The organism is Colwellia sp. 12G3 (genome assembly GCF_002836775.1).
Lineage (GTDB): Bacteria > Pseudomonadota > Gammaproteobacteria > Enterobacterales > Alteromonadaceae > Colwellia.
On sequence record NZ_PJAQ01000065.1, the window covers coordinates 173807 to 192596 of the forward strand.

Genomic DNA, 18790 nt, shown 5'->3' on the forward strand with positions numbered 1-18790 from the left:
CAAGGTCCCTCTTATTCATTAACCCTTTTCAAATCAGTTCTTTTCTATTTTGCCCGTTTTAGCATCCACTTTTTTAGAGACAACTTGTCCATTCGGTTTAACAATTTTTACTTTGTAGCCGCCATTGTTCTTTTGTTTGTTCACTTTTAAAACCTTACCGCCATATTGTTTTTGCACTATTTTTGCCGCTTGTTTTGAGCTGGTAACTTTTTTGTTATCTTGTTTATCTGCCGGCAATGCAGTCGCTGCGCTCAAAGCACTGACATTCATTAATAGTGTTAATAACAGAACTCGTAACATCATCTCGATACCTAATAAAGATAAAACCTATATATACCCATGATACATCAAAATACGTGCTTCAGGATACCTGAGCGATTCATGTTTAACGTTTAACGTTTAACGTTTAACACGATCATACATAACGCTAGCTGAACGGAGTCTGAATACGAAAACAATTTGGTGAATGGATATTTTAGCGGTTATTAACCCGTTCAGCTTGAGTTCATCTAGCGTGCGCTTTAATAGCATTAAATCAACCTAAGAAGGATTTAATGATGAATCATTTTATCAAGAAATTAACATTAAAAATCACGTCAATAAATGCAGATGAAATCACCTCAAGGTTTTCACCCATATTACTAACCAGCTTGCAGTTGAGCTTAATGTTAACGCTCATGCTATTGACACTACCTAGCTTTGCGGAACAAGCTGACAACGCTACGAATATTGATAACACAGCTAACACTGACCTCATTCAAAGTTACTCAAGCGGACAATTAGCCAGTGCAACTAACAAGTCATCAAAAGAGAAAATATTAGAGGACATCAGTCAAAGAGTTCTATTTGATGATAGTGATCAAGCAAAACATAAAGCATTAAACATAACTCGCGACGAGGTCATTACTCAAAAATATCAACAAGCACGTAAAATCATCTCCACTAACTTATATAAAAGCATGGCTAACATACCAAATATAAGCGCTACCAGTAGAAGCTTTAGCGATGGTAGCTTTGTCATCTATGAAGGTTACTCACAGTTAATTGAGGACATAGATGCAGATGGTTATTATCAGACTTTTAGTGTCACTTTTGATGCTGATTTAATTACTGCTAGCGCCCATGATGAAGCAGTTGTTTATGCTGAGTTATATTTAAGTGAAAATGGCGGACCTTGGGAGCACTACTACACTACCGATAACTTTATTATCCATGGTGAAAGTTCTGATGATGAATTTGAAGTGTATAGCACCTTAGCTCAAGGATTTAATGCTAACAATTATAATGTCCTCATTGATCTTTACGAAGATGGTTATCCAAATATAGTGGCATCTTACAGCAGTGATGATAGCAATAGCCTATATGCCCTGCCCTTAGAGAGCAGTGATTATGACGTGGAATATATAGCGTATTACAGTGAAGAGCATATTCATGGTGGTAGTAGTTCACTGATCGCTTTATTAATCCTTGGAGTTTTTATGTTAATGCGTCAGTTCCACCAAACACATCACAATCATTAAACGCTATTAAACTAAATTAAAGCAAAAGTGAATCCCCTACTCGGCAATTTATATCCGTAATACCAGTGCCATTGAGTTTGTGCTCTTGTTGTGCCCAGTAAAAACAATTCAAGGCTAGCCACTTGATTGACCAATAGCTTGCTATTGAGATTGAGAGCAACGCCGCCTTGGAATATTTTAATCAGCACAAATACACCATAACTTAATGGCCTTGCTCTAAATTCACTTTACTACCATCTTACTAATTTACTCCTAATACTTGATTGATAGGCTATTTTTTTGAATAACGATAACTTAGCTATTAACTAACGCAAACTTGTAGAACAAAAAATCTAGCATATACTCAAATCAAATTAGTTATTATTTTATGCTACGTTATGTCAACAAATAAACACCACTACTTTATTGATTTATATCTAAATAGTTAACATTTATTTGCTGCCCATCTAATTAATAATATATACAATGAATTAAATGCGTTTGTTCAAACGTTGATAGCAGAGGAAAGATAGATGATTAAAATGGGCCTTAAAAATAAATTATTGTTATTAGCGTTATTACCACTAACTTTATTACTCGTTAGTTTAATGGTTAGTACTTACTATTTAGAGTCAAAAAACCTTGAGGAAGATTTTCAATCATTTGAAGCTAAACTTCTCGAAGGTAAAAGGAATTTATTAAAAACAGAAGTTGAAATTGCGATAAAAGTAGTCAATTACCAATTATCGTTAGGCGAAAAAGGTAATGTTAAAGACGCGTTAAGGGGGGTTACTTTCTCAAATAGTGGTTATTTTTTCATTTATGATAGTGAAGGAGTCAATATATTTCATGGTCTTAAACCTGAAGCCGAAGGTGAAAATCAAATTGATGCTACAGACCCTAATGGCAAAAAATTAATTGTTGGTTTGCTAGATCAAGCAAAAAGAGGTGGAGGCTTTTTCTCATACCACTACCAAAAACCTAATGTTAGCCAATTAGTTGAAAAAATGAGTTATGCCACCATGATTCCAAACACTAACTGGATGATAGGGACTGGTACCTACCTTGATGATGTTGAAAAAGAATTAACGAGTTATCACCAAACCATGGCTCAGCACATGCGCGATAAAGCCATAACGATAGTATCAATTGCTGCCTTTTGGTTTTTGTTAACCGTTTTTTGTGTGTTATACGCAGCGGGCTCTATGGTAAAACCTATTACTAATATGCTCGATAATTTGCAGAGTATTGCAAAAGGTGAAGGTGACTTAACTAAGCGCTTACACGTTGATGGTAATGATGAAATCAGCCAATTAGGCGTTGCTTTTAATGAGTTTATCGAAAAATTACAAAATATTATTAAAAATGTGGCGAATGTCACGCAAGATGTAAAATCCGCTTCTGCTGAAATTAATCAACAAACACAATTAATGGAAGGACAGCTTGGCCATCACAATAATGAAACAGAGCTGGTTGTCACTGCGATAACTGAAATGTCTGCTACTTCAAGTGAAGTTGCTATGAACACTACTCAGGTTGCAGAGTCGACACAATCAGCAACTGAAGATGTTGCAAAAGCCCAAGAGTGTGTTGATACCTCATTAACCGAAGTCTCAAACTTAATGACTGAAATTAATACCGCGGCAGAGCAAATAAACTCGCTTAGCGAACAATCAAAGAAAATTAATAATGTTTTAACCGTCATAGGTGGTATCGCTGAACAAACAAACTTATTAGCCCTCAATGCTGCTATTGAAGCAGCTAGAGCGGGTGAGCAAGGGCGAGGATTTGCGGTAGTTGCCGATGAAGTTAGAAACTTAGCCAGTAGAACACAAGAGAGTACATTAGAGATAAATGAAATGTTAACTGGCTTGCATAATTTAGTCTCCGCTGCAGTGAGTACTATGGATGCAAGTCAGCAAAGCTGTAACCGGTCGGTTGAATCTTCTAGAGCTATTTCTGAGAGTTTAGGTGCTGTGACTACATCGGTCACTTCGATAAATGATATGAGTACTCAAATCGCTACGGCAGCTATGGAGCAATCGAGTGTTACAGAAGAAATAAATCGCAATGTGTTTGCCATCCAAGAAATTGTCAATGAATTAACAACATCTAGCCAAAGTACTTCAGCTATTGGTCAGAAACTAGCTCAAGATGGAGACAACCTTAGTGAACTTGTTGGCCAGTTTAAAGTTTAATTAATGGCTAATCTATCAATTAAAAAAGGTTTATAGGTAGCTATAAACCTTTTTTATTTTGTGACTTAGCCCTATTAAAGTCTACGACTAAATCCCTTAACAAAGCAAAAAAATCAATAAACTGTCGTTATTTTCTAGCAACTAAATGAACTGTACTGGTTGAACGTTCTAAAAACGCACCTTCGCTGTAAGCAAAGTAATAAAGCCATAATTTTTTAAACGTTTCGTCATAGCCCAACTGAGATAGCGTAGACCATGACGCTAAAAAGTTATCTCGCCAATGCGCTAATGTTTTCGCGTAATCAAGGCCAATATCATCAAGGGACTCAACAACCAGTTCACTGTGGTCAGTAAGGTGTTGAGTAAGCACATTAATAGATGGTAAAAAACCACCAGGAAATATGTAACGTTGGATAAAATCAACATTACTCTTGTAGTAATTAAAACGCTGATCAGCAATAGTGATCGATTGAATAAGTAATTTCCCGCCTACTTTTAGTCGATCATTGCACTGCTTAAAGAAGCTAGGTAAATAATCAAAGCCAACAGCTTCTATCATCTCGATAGAAACCACTTTATCAAAGCTCCCCGTTAAATCGCGGTAATCCTCTTTAAGCAAGGTTATCTTATCACTTAACCCTAGCCCTTCTACACGCGTTTTTGCATAGGAATATTGTGCATCTGAGATAGTGGTTGTCGTTACACGACAGCCATAATGCTGAGCTGCGTAAATAGCTAAACCACCCCAGCCAGTGCCAATTTCAAGTAAATGATCATCGGCATTTAGTGATAATCGTTGGCATATTGTTGCTAACTTATGCTGTTGAGCCTCATCTAACGATGCATTTTCTGTTGGATAGATTGCAGATGAGTACATCATGTCAGGGTCTAAGAATCGCGTATATAACTCATTACCTAAATCATAATGCGCCAATATATTACGCTTTGAACCTGATTGAGTATTTCTATTTTGCCAATGGCTAAGCGTATTTTTTAACTTATTCAACCATGACTTATTACTTTCCAGTGCATCAGTTTGCTGCTGTGCTTTGGCAAAAATTCTAATGACATTGGTCAAATTAGGACTGCTCCACTTGCCATCAATAAATGCCTCGGCAGCTCCAATACTGCCGCCTTTTACAAAGTCTCGGTAAACGCTCGGATCGTGTATGTGTATTTTTCCTTTAATACTTTGCTCATCAAAACTCTGGGGGAAGTAAGAATGAACAGAGCCCTCAATGACTTCTAATTGACCATACGTAAACTTTGAAAAAAACCCCAAGACTAAACTACGGCAACGCTTATCTAACCAGTTAGCCTCTTTTAATAATGTCACATCCTCAATATTTTCCATTTTTATTCCCTATAGTTAGAGTTTTAACATCTACGAACTAATCCGCTTTTTGATAACCAATAAAAGGTACACGTTTAACGAATAGTTTGAGTGCTTGCCAATAAATACTAACGACTACTTGCACCGTCATAACCGGTAATTGACACCAAATTCGCAGTAAGCTGCTTTTAGTGAAAGGCTTTTTCCTCATCACTAAATTTACATCAAATAACTTAACTACCTTGCCACTTTTGTCATCAATACTTTTGTTTTTAATATTAATTTGTAACTTATCGTCAATATGACACGGCGGTGTTACCTGCCAAAAATAAGTCATTGCTAAGTCCATAAACGGTGAAACTTGAAACATCTTTTTTGTCGTTTTATCGACTTCTACATTTAGCAAATCGATTAAATAATAATGACGTTCATTCCACGGTGTATTACTGACTTCTGCGAGCATTTGTGTGCATTTATCATGATGGTCGTAGCAAAAATAAAAATTAGCGGGACTAAAATAAATACCAAAACATCTAACTTGTGCCAGCATAACAATTCTTTTTATATCGGCATGACCCGCTAATTCATGTACCTTACTTTTTATACGGTGCCTCAAAGGATAAGGATCACCTGCACGATTATCTTTTATAGAACCTTTTATAGAACCTTTTGGAGAATCTTTTGGGGAGCTTTTCAGATAATCTTTTTCCACAAAACGTAATGGTCGATACCAAGAAAAGCCAAAAACACCAAAGCCACCTTGAGCATTTTCGACATCAGCAACATCAAGCGCCAGCATAAATAATCGATAATCAAAACTGTGCTTTTTAGGACTAAAGCGTCGATGTATCACATTTCCGAGGTAAATATGACTATGACTAAACGAATTAGGCATCTTCATAATCTACCGCTAGATAGCAATCAAAGCGCTTAGCCACCTCAACTGCGCTTCTGACACCGTCTTCATGGAAACCACTGTGCCAATAAGCGCCAGCAAAATGGGTATGATTATGTCCACAGATGGTATGCCTTTGCTGCTGTGCTTTTATTGAGCCGGCAGAAAATACAGGATGGTGATAGGTAAACTCCCGTAATATCTCTTTGGGGTCAATGTCATCTTTTTGATTTAGGGTAACGCAAAAGGCATGTTTACTTTGAATGCCTTGCAATATATTCATGTTGTAAGTAACGCTAGCGGCCTTATTACGGTCATGGCTTAACTGATAGTTCCAACTTGCCCAAGCTTTTTTCCGTTTAGGTAACAGTTTTTTATCCGTATGTAATACCACCGTATTTTCGCTATAAGGCATTGCTGATAAAACCGAATTTTCCTCTTGGCTTGCATCCTCTAATAAGGCCAGTGCTTGATCTGAGTGACAAGCAATAACAACTTCATCAAAAGTCTGGCTAGTTGCCTTTTTAAAGTGTAAATGGACTTTATCATCACTGCGAGTAATACCTGTGATGTCGGCATTAACGTGAATATTATCCTTAAAAGGTGCACACAATGGTTTTAAATAACTACGAGAACCTTCAGGAACGACATACCACTGGGGTCTGTCTGCAATATTTAACAAGCCATGGTTATGGAAAAACTTAACGAAAAATTTAAATTCAAAATCTTCCATTTGCGCTAATGAGCTAGACCAAATGGCCGCCCCCATGGGCAAAATATAATGCTCCGCAAAAAAATCGCTAAAGTCATGTTCAGCTAAAAATGTGCCTAACGTTAAACCATCAATATATTCATCTTGTTCAAAAATACTTTTACACAGTTTATTGAAGCGTAAAATCTCTTTAACTAACTTCCAAAACGTTGGCTTGAAAATATTACGTCGCTGGGCAAATAAGGTATCCAAATTATGACCATTATATTCCAGCCCTGTTTGGCAATTGTGTACCGAGAAACTCATTTCAGTTGGGGTTTTTCCTATGCCTATTTCATCAAGTAAAGCTAAAAAGTTAGGATAGGTTTTATCATTAAAGACAATAAATCCGGTGTCTATGGCAAAATTTTCACCTTCTTTCTCAATATCGACCGTTGCCGTGTGTCCGCCAATACAGGCATTTCTCTCAAAGACGGTAACCTTATACTTTTTTGATAATAAATAAGCCGCGGTCAATCCGGAAATACCTGAGCCTATAATCGCAAAGTGCTTCATACGCTGTCCTTATTGGTGCTATGTTTTCGGGTAATAAGTGCTTGCCATAAAGACGAAGGTAAAAAAGAAAAAAACGTCATAATAAAAGTCATTCGCTTGGGGAACTGAAGGTAATTTTTACGCTTTTCAATACCAATAAAAATACGCTTTGCCGCGGCTTCGCTGGTTAATAAAAAAGGCATGGTAAAGTTGTTTTTATCGGTTAAAGGCGTACTAACAAAACCTGGGTGTACCAAGGTAACGCCAATGCCATGCTCCACTAGATCAAGTCGTAAACTATTGGCTAAATAGTCCATACCTGCCTTTGAAGCGCCATAAGCTTCACTACGTGGAAAAGGTAATATAGTGGCACTTGAACTGACAAAAACCACTTGCCCACCTTTTTGCATTTTCGGTAAAAAATATTGCAATAATGCACCTAAAGAAGAAAGATTGGTGTTGATAATATCGGAAAATAATTCACCATCGAAATTTTTTGCATCATCAATATAGCGACAATCACCCGCATTTAAAATGAGTAGGTCTAGGGCTTTAATATCTTCAGCCGCAGATGCTATTTGCGTTGGCTGAGTAATATCAAAACAAAATGTTTTAAAAGCGCTTGAGTGAAGGTCAGCAAGTTTTTCTTGGTTTCGGCCACAGGCAATCACGTTAGCACCTTCCATAGCGTACTTTTCAAACAGTGCTAGGCCAATGCCTGATGTTGCACCGGTAATCAAAACAGTTTTAGTACTCATTAGTTCGCTGCCTTGGTTTTTATCCACTTAGTTATCTTACCCAATATCGGTAATTGTTCATAAAGCATGGCACCTAAATCAAGGTAATCACGATGATAAATAACCTTATCATCTGCTCCCTTAATATGTGAGGTACCCAGAACAACTACAGGTTTTCCCTTATTCAACTTAGGGTGTTGATAAGTCATGGTCCAAAAAAGTGACGCTTGCGAATCTTGCCAAATCACACCATCAATAACAAAATCACAAGAAGACAGGTTCTGATAAAGATTTTTAAAGTACTGATATAAATTATCATAACCTTCTACTTGATGAATAGGATCAATAAATGTCACCTTGTCATGGTAAATTTCTGACAATAATTCCAAGCTATCCTTTGACAATTTTTGATAAACAACCACAAAGTTACTGAGCCAGAAAGGTGCATTTTGAAGGGTAAGTGCTAACGTATTACACTCTGTATCAAGTTCTGTATTACATTCCATTTTAATTACCTTAAAAACGGCGATTTTATCCTGTTAATAATCGCTAATTACACTTTATAAAAAGCTAACGCTTTTATTCTTGCTTCTTTATGATCAACAATAGCTGGCCAATAAATATTAAGCTTATTATCATCGATAAACTGATGAGGAAAATGAATTTTCTTATCAGGAATACTTTCAAGTTCCGGTATATATTTACGGATGAACTCGCCCTTTGGATCAAAACGTTCACTTTGTCTTATCGGATTAAATATTCGAAAATAAGGTTGAGCATCACAACCCGTGCTCGCCGCCCATTGCCAACCACCATTATTCGATGCTAAATCACCATCAATTAAGTGCTGCATAAAATATTTCTCACCTAAGCGCCAATCAATTAATAAGTGTTTGGTCAGAAAGCTGGCGACCACCATACGAAGCCTATTATGCATCCACCCTGTTTGGTTTAACTGTCTCATTGCTGCATCAACCAGTGGATAACCAGTTTTTCCCTGACACCATAAATTAAATAATTTGATGTCGTTATGCCACTGTAACCCTTGGTAATTCTCTTTATAACATTGATGTTTACATAATCGTTGCTCATGAAAAATCAGATTTCGATAAAACTCACGCCAAATAATCTCATTCAACCATGAAAATTCTTCACTGTCAGATGCCAGTAAAATATCAGGATATTTATTAAGTAATAATCTAAGTACATAACGAGGACTAATAACACCAGCAGCTAAGTATGGCGAAATACCCGATGTCCCCTTAATTGATGGAATATCTCGATGGCTTTGGTAAGTACTAATTTTTTCTTGATAGAAAGTAGGTAATATTTGCTGCTCAAAAACATGCGCTAATGGCCAAGCATCAGATATGCGTTCTGGTTTTTCACTCTCAATATCTGTATTCGTTAACGTTGAGGTGGTATTACAAACTTTGCCTAAATAGTCAAAACCGGCTTGTTGTAAATAGGTTAACCAAGCACGCTTAAATGGTGTGAAAACTTTATACATAATACCTGACTGATTAAGGACTTTACCTTTGGGTACAATCACGTCAGCTTCAAATAAGGTTAATGCAGTACCACTAGCCTTTAATTCCAAATATAGCGCATTGTCACGTTGTTGCTCATTAAATTCAACCTCGCTATTAGCCACTATTTCAGTAATGTTATGCTGTCGACAATAACGCTTTAAGTAATCTTTTTGTGTAATAAAATTATCTGCATCAATCAATTCGAGTTCAATATTGAGCAGTGCTAACTCTTTAACCAATGCGTAAGCATGACGTTTAATAAAATCTATTTTTATCGGCGACCAATCGTGTTGTTGCCATTGTTTTTCAGAGACAAAAAAAACGGCTTTACGTGATTGTTCTGAGTCAAATTGACTCAGAAAGTAGTGTAAAGCCGGATTATCATGTGTTCGAAGGTCATTACGAAACCAAAGTAGCAATTTATTTCCTTAAATATCTGACTGTTTCTAATTAACTACATAACTTGTCTTTTAATTCACCACTTTTTAAGATGATGATTAATAACTGTTAATAAGCGTATCTTAATCTTAAAACATCTGGGTACGGAGACAAATATGCTTGCTTGGTTAAGTAATCTTTCGGGTGATTCAATAAGTAATGTTTAATCAACGTTAAGGGTGCCATTAACGGGATAAGACCTTCACGATAAGCATCAATTTGTTCACATAACTCTTTTCTTTCATTGGCTTGTAAGTGCTTTGAAAAATACCCTTGGATATGCGCAAGAGTATTAGCATGCTTTTTACGTGTCGCAATAATTTTCAGTGCTGTCATTAACCCCAATATATATTGTGAAGCTTGCTCTTCAAGGGCTAAGTCGGCTCTGGCTAATAATTGTCCTAACTCTTTATAAGCGATTAAATCATGACTCATCACAGTATATTTGTAATGGCTATGAAAAGTGGTTAACTTGTGTTTAGTTAGCCCTGATTCAACGATCAATTGCCAGTGTTTATAAGCAAATACTCTGGCGACAAAGTTTTCACGAATTAATGGATCATTTAAACGACCATTTTCTTCACAAGGTAATAATGGATTAGCGTCCATAATCTCCTTCGCAAAAGCGCCTATGCCATGTGAAGGTAAAGCATTACCTTCAGGGCTATAAATCTTCACTCTTTCCATACCGCAACTAGGGCTTTTAGCACAAAAGATGTAACCCGTTAATGACTTAGTCATACTCGCTACCTTCTTGCCATAAGCCTTTAATGCCTCAGTTACATCACCACTACCATCTTTTTGAGAAACATGAATCATATCACCACGCTTTATTTGACGAATAGTGGGTCTAGGAATAGGTAAACCTACCGCAACTTCTGGACAAAATGATTTATAGGTAACATGTGCCGAAAATTCTTTAATACAAAAATGAGATGGCTTATTACTGGCATCGAAACGAACTTTTTCACCAATTAAACAAGCACTTATACCAATTTCAATATCTTTCTTATCAACTGAATAAATCATTATTATTTCCTTATCATTTCTGACTGTTAACTTTTAATAGCTTAATGAGCTAATAAATAAAAGAGCCTATCGGGTTAAGTAGTTTGTTTATACCTTGCGTGAAGTGAAGTGCATCATTAGCCACGGTATAACAAAGACAGCCATTAGTAGATACTGGGTGATGCTGATCAGAGCCATCAAGCATGATAAAATCCCCCTTAACATACTCACCACTTTCATCATGAAATGATCCGGCTAATAACACGGTAAGCTCAAAGCCTTTATGAGTATGTTCAGGAACACCACCACCGGGTTTAATATGTAATAAACTGGTGTGAATTTCATCTTCATTAAGTTGAATACGCGTTCTCGTTAACTTACCAATGTTAGCTTTTTTACTTAATACCATATTGTTTAGTACCGATGGCAACATGTATTTCACACCATTAAACTCAATCGACTTTTCAGTTTTAGGTATCGCAATATCAATATCAGAAGACTGCACAATATCATCAATCATGTGATCAAAATTTATTGCTGCGATACTTTCTAGTGCGTCATTATCATCGACAATGAATCGGTCTAAAAACTCTTCTTCAAAACTATTTTCTGCCACTTGTTCAGTAAACTGAGCAATTTTCTGCTGACAAACAGCACACATATCTGCATGAATAGCGATACCAGCGGATAAAGATGCAGGTAAGTCACCGTTAACAAATGCTTGAATTAGTTCAAATTTAGGGTGATGGTTAATCATGTTTTTCTCCTAACTGTACTTTAAGTTTACCAAGGGCTAATCGTAATCTAGATTTAACGGTACCTAGTGGTAAACGAAGATGTGTGGCAAGTTGCTCTTGTGACATCTCCCTAAAATAAAAACCTTTTACTACGTCTTGTTGAGCTTGTGGTAATGCTTCAATAACGCTTAATAGATTCTCATTTTCTAAATGATCATCAAAGGTTTCACCTTCACTGCTCATGTTTTCAGCAACAGGCCAAATATCGTCACTTAGATTATCTTCTTTATTGCCCTGTATTTTACGTAGCATATCAAAGGTAACGTTACGCATTACGGTATAAACCCAAGTGGTCGCAGCGCCTTTATCTTGATTAAAAAGGTGAGCTTTTCGCCATACGTTACTCATAGTATCTTGTACTACTTCATTGGCTTGCGCTTCATTGGGGAACTTAGCACGAGCAATACGTAAAATTTTTGGTGCGAAAAATTGAAACAAATGGGTAAAAGCTTGTTTGTCTCTAGTATGCGCAACGGAATTAAGCCATTGGCAAAGCTGTGGGTGATTTATTTTATCTGTCATACTAATAGATTTAGCATTAGTCGCTATGCTTAGCAAGTTAGTCTGCATCACTTTCGTTCCCCCTTTTATTAAACATGATTAGTTATACGTTCAATAAAAGAATAAGATCACTCTACTGATAAATAATTTAGAATAAACTTAAATTTAAGTTTAAGTTTATCTAGAGGCTAGAATCAAAAATAACAGATTCGACAAACGCTTTAGCCTCTTTGAAGTTGTTGTTGACGACAAACTTATTTTTTACTCCCAAATCCAGTGGCAATATTTCTAACCATCTTGCTAAGACCCAAGGAGTATTATTTAACGATTTTTTCGTGTATAAATCATTGAGCCTTTTATTCTCAGAAAAAACAGTCTCTAATGATTTTGAGAGCTCTGCACCAGCATTATCAATACTCGTTTCTGACCAGTGCTTAATAATACTGACTTCACCAAAATGTAGATTATCGCTATCTTGCTCTATGCTGTTAATTTCGATCAGTGACTTACATTTGACGTCAACTTCTAATACTCCGTCCTCACCTTGGTCAAAATTAATAATATCAACCCAACTTCCCCATAGGATTTGATCAACGATCGCATTGTCCTTAACTTTTTTGTCTTTTAACCAAATAACAAAACCTTGGCCTGATGAGGCAATGCTCACCATCTTTAAATAGCGAGGTTCAAATATTCTTAGTTTTGTAACCCCGCCAGGTAGTAAGAATATGGGTAACGGAAAAATAGGTAGCGTAATATTTGTCTGCTTCATCGGTATGCCACTTCTAAGTTGTATTGGTGATAACTCTATATACGCAGTGAAGGGGGAAAATGATCAGTTTTAGAATAAAAAAAGCCTCTGAAGACAGAGGCTAAAAGTTGGTCACATTAATCAAACGCTTAACAGGGTAAAAGTAAGATAATGAACCAACAAAAAGCAAACTAACTAGCAGTTGCTCTAATCAAGAATAACAGTATCAATGACGTGGATAACCCCATTAGTGGTGTAGATATCAGTAATTATCACTTTTGCACCGCCAATCATTAACATGCCAGTTTCAGCATCAATACTGACATCAATCATTGAAGAAGATGCCGTAGTTAATGAGCGACCATTAGCAGCATAGGCATCTAAAGCACTTAACGAACTTTCAGCAATAACATGCGTTAACAATACTTCAGTAAGCATCTCGGTATCAGCTAATAGCGCAGTTAAAGCATCAGCGTCAATTTTAGCAAAAGCGGCATTAGTTGGTGCAAATACAGTAAACATACTGTCTTCATCAGACAAAGTAGTCACTAAATCAGCAGCAGTAAGCGCGGTAACAAGGGTAGAGAAATTATCTGGGTCAGCTAAAGCGACTTCAACAATATTCATGGTGGGCTCAGCCATCATTCCTGGAGGCATAATCACGTTATCAATTAAATGTACAACACCATTATCGGCAATCACGTTAGCAGCACTTATTTTAGCGCCATTAATGAAAAGCATTCCATCACTAAAAGAGACTGAGGCTTTACTTTCATTAGCCATTACCGCCATATTATCCATTGATTGAGCAAGGGTAATAGCACCATCAGATAGAACTGTTCCAGCAATTACGTGATACAACAAGATATTGCTTAATTGATCGCTAGTTAAGCTTTCTACAGTACCAGCAGGTAATTTAGCAAAGGCCGCGTTAGTCGGTGCAAACACAGTGTAATCATTATCAAGGTTGGCTAAAACAGTATCCAGACCTGTTGATTGCAACGCTGAAACGAGTGTAGATAAATCACTATTGCCACTAGCCACTTCAACTAAGCTCATGCCTGGTTTAGGTAATTCCACATCACCAAGAATAACTGCGTCAATTACATGAATAATGCCGTTGGTTGTATATATATCTTTCATTACAATATTAGCACCGCCAAACAATAATGTGTCGGTTGCCATATTAATGTTAAGTGCTACTTTCGCCATAGACGCAGTGTCAACCATAGCGCCACTCAACGCGAACGCATTAACTGAATTTACAGCAGCGTCTGGTACAACATGTTGCAGCAGTACTTTTGTTAAGGTATCGGTATCAGCTAATAATGCAGCTAAAGTATCAGCTGCAATTAAGGAAAAAGCGGCATTAGTCGGAGCAAAAACAGTAAAGGTAGCGTCTTCGTTTGACAAAGTAGTCACTAGATCAGCAGCAGTGAGCGCAGCAACTAAGGTAGAGAAATTATCTGGGTCTGCTAAAGCTACTTCAACAATATTTGCTGTTGGTTCCATCATAGCTTCAGGAGGAAGCAATACCGCATCAATAACATGAATAATGCCATTGTCTGTTTGAATATCAGTAGTAATGACTGTGGCTGTATTAACCAGTAAGTTATCTCCATTCAGAGATAAACCGACTAAATCGCCATTAACCATACTAACGTTAGTTCCCGCTAGTGAAATAGCAGCTTCAGCATTAACTTCACCGCTAATAACGTGGTATGTCAAAATATCTGACAATGTATCAGTATCAGCCAATAGTGCATTTATTGTGTCTTGCCCTAAAAGAGCAAAGGCAGCATCTGTAGGTGCAAACACAGTAAAAGTAGCGCTTGTATCCGCTAATACATCATCTAACCCTGTCGCTTGCAGTGCGGCAACGAGTGTAGTGAAATTTCCATCAGCTACAGCAACATCGACAATGGTAGTAGGCATCACAACCTCTTCGACTGTTTCGATCACTTCAGTAATCACTTCCTTATCGTCATCATTACAACCTTGCAATAAAACTACACTTAATATGGTTACACTTAGTATTTTAAAATATTTCACTTTGCTACCCTCATTAATTAATTAATTACACATAAACTTACGGCTAAAAAACAAACAAGGATCAATCTTTATTAATAAAAAATTTAAATTTTAATCAGTGATCTTTAGATAGATAACGTCGTATTGATTAGGTTAATTGAAGAACAGATATGGTGAATTCGGAGGGAGTACTATTACCGATAAATCTCATTCTCTGAACTTATATAATGTTAACGAGTAGTGATTATCGCCTTTAAAAGACAACAAATAACCTTCCTATATTTTTACGTTAAGGAATATTTTGCACATGGGGAATTGGTTTTACACTAAAAACTTTGAGGAGTTACTTAAGGTGCGACCATCATGAGGATATTACTTCAGCTGTTATAAATGCATTAATTTAAGGTAAAGTGTCGCTTATTTTCCAGTGAAGCATTAAGTGATAGTGCTTATATCGCATCGGCAGTTGGACATTCCTGTACTTGCGTCTGCTTATCAAAAAACAATGTTACTTCTGCTACTTTAACACCAAGCTTACTCATTGAGGTCTTATTCATTACTCGATGTTCATCAAGTTGATACATCCAATCGTCCATAGAAACTTGATAAGTATCCTCTTCAACAACAAGCGACAACTGATATTGAAACTGAAAGGCAAAACCTTGATGCTTCCCTATAGCTGTACCCACAACATCTTCAGCTTGTCCTTCATAGCTACCATCAGATTTTTTAGAGAGTTGCCAATTTCGGTAAGTAATTTCGCCATCATTAAAATAGAACTTTTCAGCAAGCACTCCCTGGTCTCCCTGCCACGTACCTTCTAACTCTACACAGAAACGTCTGCTCACTTTATTAGAATAATCTTGAACAATGCCATAAGCAATGACATTACCATCAAAATACTCTTTGATATCAAATGGTTTTTCAACCTCTTGATAATCATCTAATGCCGTAGAGCAACTTGAAATACCAAGACAAGTCATCACTATCAGTACAAATATTTTTAGCTTAATCATGGGTAATACTTCCTAATAATTCGGCCCTTAAGCTGGGTTGACTGGTGTTCTCAGATAACCAAATAGCGAGAAAAAGCGGTCCAAATTCTGGCGCATTAATAACGCCAATATATTGCTCATTAAAATAAAATACGCTGCGTCCTTCATGAATCAGCAATGACAAGCTGTCGCCATCTTTAGTATCTGGCCAAATATTTTTTAGTACGGGTACATAAGGTAGATATTCTTCAGGTGTTAGCCCTAAGTGCTCCCACTGTTCGATGGTTCTCTCTATCAGATCTTCACTCGAAATATCGGCTAAATAGTTGATATCAAACAGTAGGTTTTCTTTATTTATTTCAATAGGATATTTTCCTGACGTTGTCAGTAATTCACTTTTATAGAGATCCCAAAATAGAATAGAAAAAGTTGTTTCACCAACCGATACAAAAGTAGCCGTATCAAGGCTATTTTTTAAACTGCTTGGCAGAGTGACTTCATCGGTCAATTTGTTTGCAAAAGCCCCGTTCATTGACATAAAAATTAAAACCACAAAACAAAATAATTTAAACATGTTTAACCTCTACTTTGACCAAAGTCTCTTTTAAAGCGAAAAATAAAACGAACAACAATCCCCAGACTAATCCTAGTATCAAATACGTCGACATTACAGTTTGTCCAAACTCAACTGCTTGGAGTTTATGCCCTGCGAGATAACTGAACGGTGCTAATAAAGCTCCCACCAGTATTTGTAACACTTTCGAGCTAGCCAAAAATCGCAAGCTATGACATACAGTTGCCCCAAAACAAGCCCAAAGCGTCATCAACCAAAGCGGAATATGACTAGTATTGCTAAAAATAAAAACAGTAAAATATTGCAGTAATGAATCAACAAAAATACCGATAAGCGTTATTGTCAGTATCAGCTTTACTTCACCGCTTACTTTTACCATAAAGCGAACGTGAGCCAGCAATAATAAAAGACTAATGGGTATAAAGTTATTTCCCCAATAAACTAAGCCAAACCAGGCAAAGTTGAAACCGACTAAATTTAACACCACTAAATGATTCAAATAGCTTCCCCGTTGTACCCGTTAAGCTTATATACGTTGAAGGTTAAGATTTAGATTAATACCAGAGACATTAAGTTTCTTTAAGGCCTTTAATGCGATATGTTATCGCAAGAAAACCCTAGTGAGCTTCAGTAACTTTCTACGCAAAATCACTCACCAAGTATCAAGCTAATTATTTACCCTTTAATAACCAACGGATTTCATCAAAAATGAAAGATCTCACCCAAGGCTCAATCCCTAAACATCTGATCTCGATGGCATTACCTATGATGATAGGCATGCTTATTCAAACACTCTATTTTATTGTTGATCTGTATTTTGTTGGTAAGTTAGGCTCCGCCGCGCTCGCCGGATTGAGCTTAGCGGGTAATGCTATGTTTTTAATCTTCGCGCTCACGCAAATACTCAACGTTAGTACCGCAGCACTTGTCTCGCATGCCGTAGGAGCAAAAGATCAACAAGACGCAAACCTTACCTTTAATCAATCTATGATGTTATCTACTGTGGTTGGGGTTTTTGTTTGTATCATTGGCTACTGGTGTGCAGAGACTTACCTTGACTTAATATCCCAAGACTCAGAAACCGTGATGATGGGCTTAGCTTACCTGCACTGGTTCATTCCATGTATGGCGTTGCAGTTTATTATGGTTTCTATCAGTTCAGCGCTACGTGGAACAGGTATTGTTAAGCCCACCATGGTGATTCAAACCTTGTCTATTTTGCTCAATATTATCTTGTCCCCGATATTAATTGCTGGCTGGGGCTCAGGCTATGCCATGGGTATTGCCGGTGCAGGTTTTGCTAGTTCAATATCGGTTGTTTTTGCGGTAGTGCTTTTATGCTATTACTTTATAACAACAGATAGATACGTCAGCGTAGATTTCTCGCTGTGGCGTATTAATATACCGCGCATTAAAAAATTACTCGCCATTGGTCTACCCGCTGGCGGAGAATTCTTTTTAATGTTTGTGTATATGGGCGCTATATATTGGCTAATTCAACCCTTTGGCGCTGATGCACAAGCAGCATTTGGTCTTGGCTCACGGGTAATGCAGGCACTATTTTTACCCGCTATGGCTATTGCCTTTGCGGCTCCTGCAATTGCTGGGCAAAACTTTGGCGCACAAAATTACCAAAGAGTGCGAGAAACCTTTACTTGGACAGCCATTATGACCTGCTCGTTAATGGCTGTGATCACTGTCGTTTGTTTAACCCAAGCTGAGTTGATGCTAGCAGGATTTTCTGATGATAAAGCAGTGATTTTGATTAGCGTGGCCTTTTTACAAATGATTTGTTGGAACTTTGTACCCGCAGGTTTGGTTTTTACTTGCTCTGGAATGTTTCAATCCTTAGGTAATACTATGCCAGCTTTACTCAGTACCGCTACCCGTTTAATCACCTTCATATTGCCTGCTCTTTGGCTATCAAAACAAAGTGACTTTCAAATAGAACAGCTTTGGTATGTTTCAGTAGCGACGGTTTGTATTCAAGCATTGGTGAGTTTTTCCTTCCTTAGGCGAGAGTTTAAAAAGCGTTTACCCCGTGATAACGTGCCAAATGATCATTACGATGATCTTAATAAAACTGAGGCTATCAGCTAACTATACGACTAAACAGCTCTGTTAATGCTCAAAGTAACCATAATTCCTCCATTATGGTTACTAATAAAACTGAAGCCCGAGCACACTTACCGCGTTAAAATAAGCCAACACTCTTACCCTTCTGCTAAGTATCCCTTGCATCGCCACGGAACGTA

The 18790-nt window shown here is 37.1% G+C and carries 18 protein-coding genes; 3 read left to right on the top strand and 15 right to left on the bottom strand.

The window, feature by feature from the left end; all coding sequences use genetic code 11:
• Positions 1 to 33: 33 nt before the first annotated feature.
• Positions 34 to 303, bottom strand: a complete 270-nt coding sequence (locus tag CXF71_RS13865) for a PepSY domain-containing protein (RefSeq protein WP_232771481.1) — start codon at positions 301 to 303, stop codon at positions 34 to 36.
• Positions 304 to 554: 251 nt separating this feature from the next.
• Between CXF71_RS13865 and CXF71_RS13870 the strand changes: the two genes are divergently transcribed.
• Complete coding sequence (locus CXF71_RS13870) at positions 555 to 1520, top strand: choice-of-anchor H family protein (protein WP_101233549.1); 966 nt, start codon at positions 555 to 557, stop codon at positions 1518 to 1520.
• A gap of 512 nt (positions 1521 to 2032) precedes the next feature.
• On the top strand, positions 2033 to 3697 hold the full coding sequence (locus tag CXF71_RS13875; RefSeq protein ID WP_101233550.1) for a methyl-accepting chemotaxis protein: 1665 nt from the start codon (positions 2033 to 2035) through the stop codon (positions 3695 to 3697).
• A gap of 127 nt (positions 3698 to 3824) precedes the next feature.
• On the opposite strand, the gene CXF71_RS13880 is transcribed toward CXF71_RS13875, so the two are convergent.
• From CXF71_RS13880 to CXF71_RS13945, 14 genes are all read right to left on the bottom strand, one after another.
• The gene (locus CXF71_RS13880) at positions 3825 to 5051 is read right to left on the bottom strand and encodes a class I SAM-dependent methyltransferase (RefSeq protein ID WP_101233551.1); all 1227 of its coding nucleotides are present in this window, start codon (positions 5049 to 5051) and stop codon (positions 3825 to 3827) included.
• A gap of 37 nt (positions 5052 to 5088) precedes the next feature.
• Complete coding sequence (locus CXF71_RS13885; RefSeq protein ID WP_232771482.1) at positions 5089 to 5925, bottom strand: DUF1365 domain-containing protein; 837 nt, start codon at positions 5923 to 5925, stop codon at positions 5089 to 5091.
• Complete coding sequence (locus tag CXF71_RS13890; RefSeq protein WP_101233553.1) at positions 5918 to 7192, bottom strand: NAD(P)/FAD-dependent oxidoreductase; 1275 nt, start codon at positions 7190 to 7192, stop codon at positions 5918 to 5920. The genes CXF71_RS13885 and CXF71_RS13890 overlap by 8 nt, the downstream gene beginning before the upstream one ends.
• The gene (locus tag CXF71_RS13895) at positions 7189 to 7929 is read right to left on the bottom strand and encodes an SDR family NAD(P)-dependent oxidoreductase (protein WP_101233554.1); all 741 of its coding nucleotides are present in this window, start codon (positions 7927 to 7929) and stop codon (positions 7189 to 7191) included. Before CXF71_RS13895 ends, CXF71_RS13890 begins: the two co-directional genes overlap by 4 nt.
• The gene (locus CXF71_RS13900; protein WP_101233555.1) at positions 7929 to 8414 is read right to left on the bottom strand and encodes a nuclear transport factor 2 family protein; all 486 of its coding nucleotides are present in this window, start codon (positions 8412 to 8414) and stop codon (positions 7929 to 7931) included. The genes CXF71_RS13895 and CXF71_RS13900 overlap by 1 nt, the downstream gene beginning before the upstream one ends.
• A 47-nt stretch (positions 8415 to 8461) precedes the next feature.
• Positions 8462 to 9859 (bottom strand): deoxyribodipyrimidine photo-lyase, encoded by a 1398-nt coding sequence (gene phrB, locus CXF71_RS13905; protein WP_101233556.1) that lies wholly within the window; start codon positions 9857 to 9859, stop codon positions 8462 to 8464.
• An 88-nt stretch (positions 9860 to 9947) separates the two neighbouring features.
• Positions 9948 to 10907 carry a YbgA family protein gene (locus CXF71_RS13910; protein ID WP_101233557.1) on the bottom strand — a complete coding sequence of 320 codons (960 nt, stop codon included), beginning with the start codon at positions 10905 to 10907 and terminating at the stop codon, positions 9948 to 9950.
• Between the two features lie 49 nt (positions 10908 to 10956).
• Positions 10957 to 11643, bottom strand: a complete 687-nt coding sequence (locus CXF71_RS13915; RefSeq protein WP_101233558.1) for a ChrR family anti-sigma-E factor — start codon at positions 11641 to 11643, stop codon at positions 10957 to 10959.
• Positions 11636 to 12253, bottom strand: a complete 618-nt coding sequence (locus CXF71_RS13920) for a sigma-70 family RNA polymerase sigma factor (protein WP_101233559.1) — start codon at positions 12251 to 12253, stop codon at positions 11636 to 11638. The genes CXF71_RS13915 and CXF71_RS13920 overlap by 8 nt, the downstream gene beginning before the upstream one ends.
• A 112-nt stretch (positions 12254 to 12365) precedes the next feature.
• Entirely contained in the window at positions 12366 to 12956 is a 591-nt protein-coding gene (locus tag CXF71_RS13925; RefSeq protein WP_101233560.1) for an LON peptidase substrate-binding domain-containing protein, read from the bottom strand.
• 186 nt (positions 12957 to 13142) lie between these two features.
• A complete protein-coding gene (locus CXF71_RS21830) occupies positions 13143 to 14987 on the bottom strand; it encodes a fasciclin domain-containing protein (protein WP_101233561.1) in 1845 nt (614 codons plus the stop codon).
• 428 nt (positions 14988 to 15415) lie between these two features.
• Positions 15416 to 15982, bottom strand: coding sequence for a DUF3833 domain-containing protein (locus CXF71_RS13935; protein ID WP_101233562.1), 567 nt, complete (start codon positions 15980 to 15982; stop codon positions 15416 to 15418).
• Positions 15975 to 16535 (bottom strand): chalcone isomerase family protein, encoded by a 561-nt coding sequence (locus tag CXF71_RS13940; RefSeq protein WP_101233563.1) that lies wholly within the window; start codon positions 16533 to 16535, stop codon positions 15975 to 15977. Before CXF71_RS13940 ends, CXF71_RS13935 begins: the two co-directional genes overlap by 8 nt.
• Positions 16528 to 17034: a DUF2878 domain-containing protein gene (locus tag CXF71_RS13945; RefSeq protein WP_101233564.1), complete on the bottom strand. Its 507-nt coding sequence runs from the start codon at positions 17032 to 17034 to the stop codon at positions 16528 to 16530. The genes CXF71_RS13940 and CXF71_RS13945 overlap by 8 nt, the downstream gene beginning before the upstream one ends.
• Before the next feature lie 209 nt (positions 17035 to 17243).
• On the opposite strand from CXF71_RS13945, the gene CXF71_RS13950 reads away from it, so the two are divergent.
• Complete coding sequence (locus tag CXF71_RS13950; RefSeq protein ID WP_101233565.1) at positions 17244 to 18635, top strand: MATE family efflux transporter; 1392 nt, start codon at positions 17244 to 17246, stop codon at positions 18633 to 18635.
• Positions 18636 to 18790: the final 155 nt, after the last annotated feature.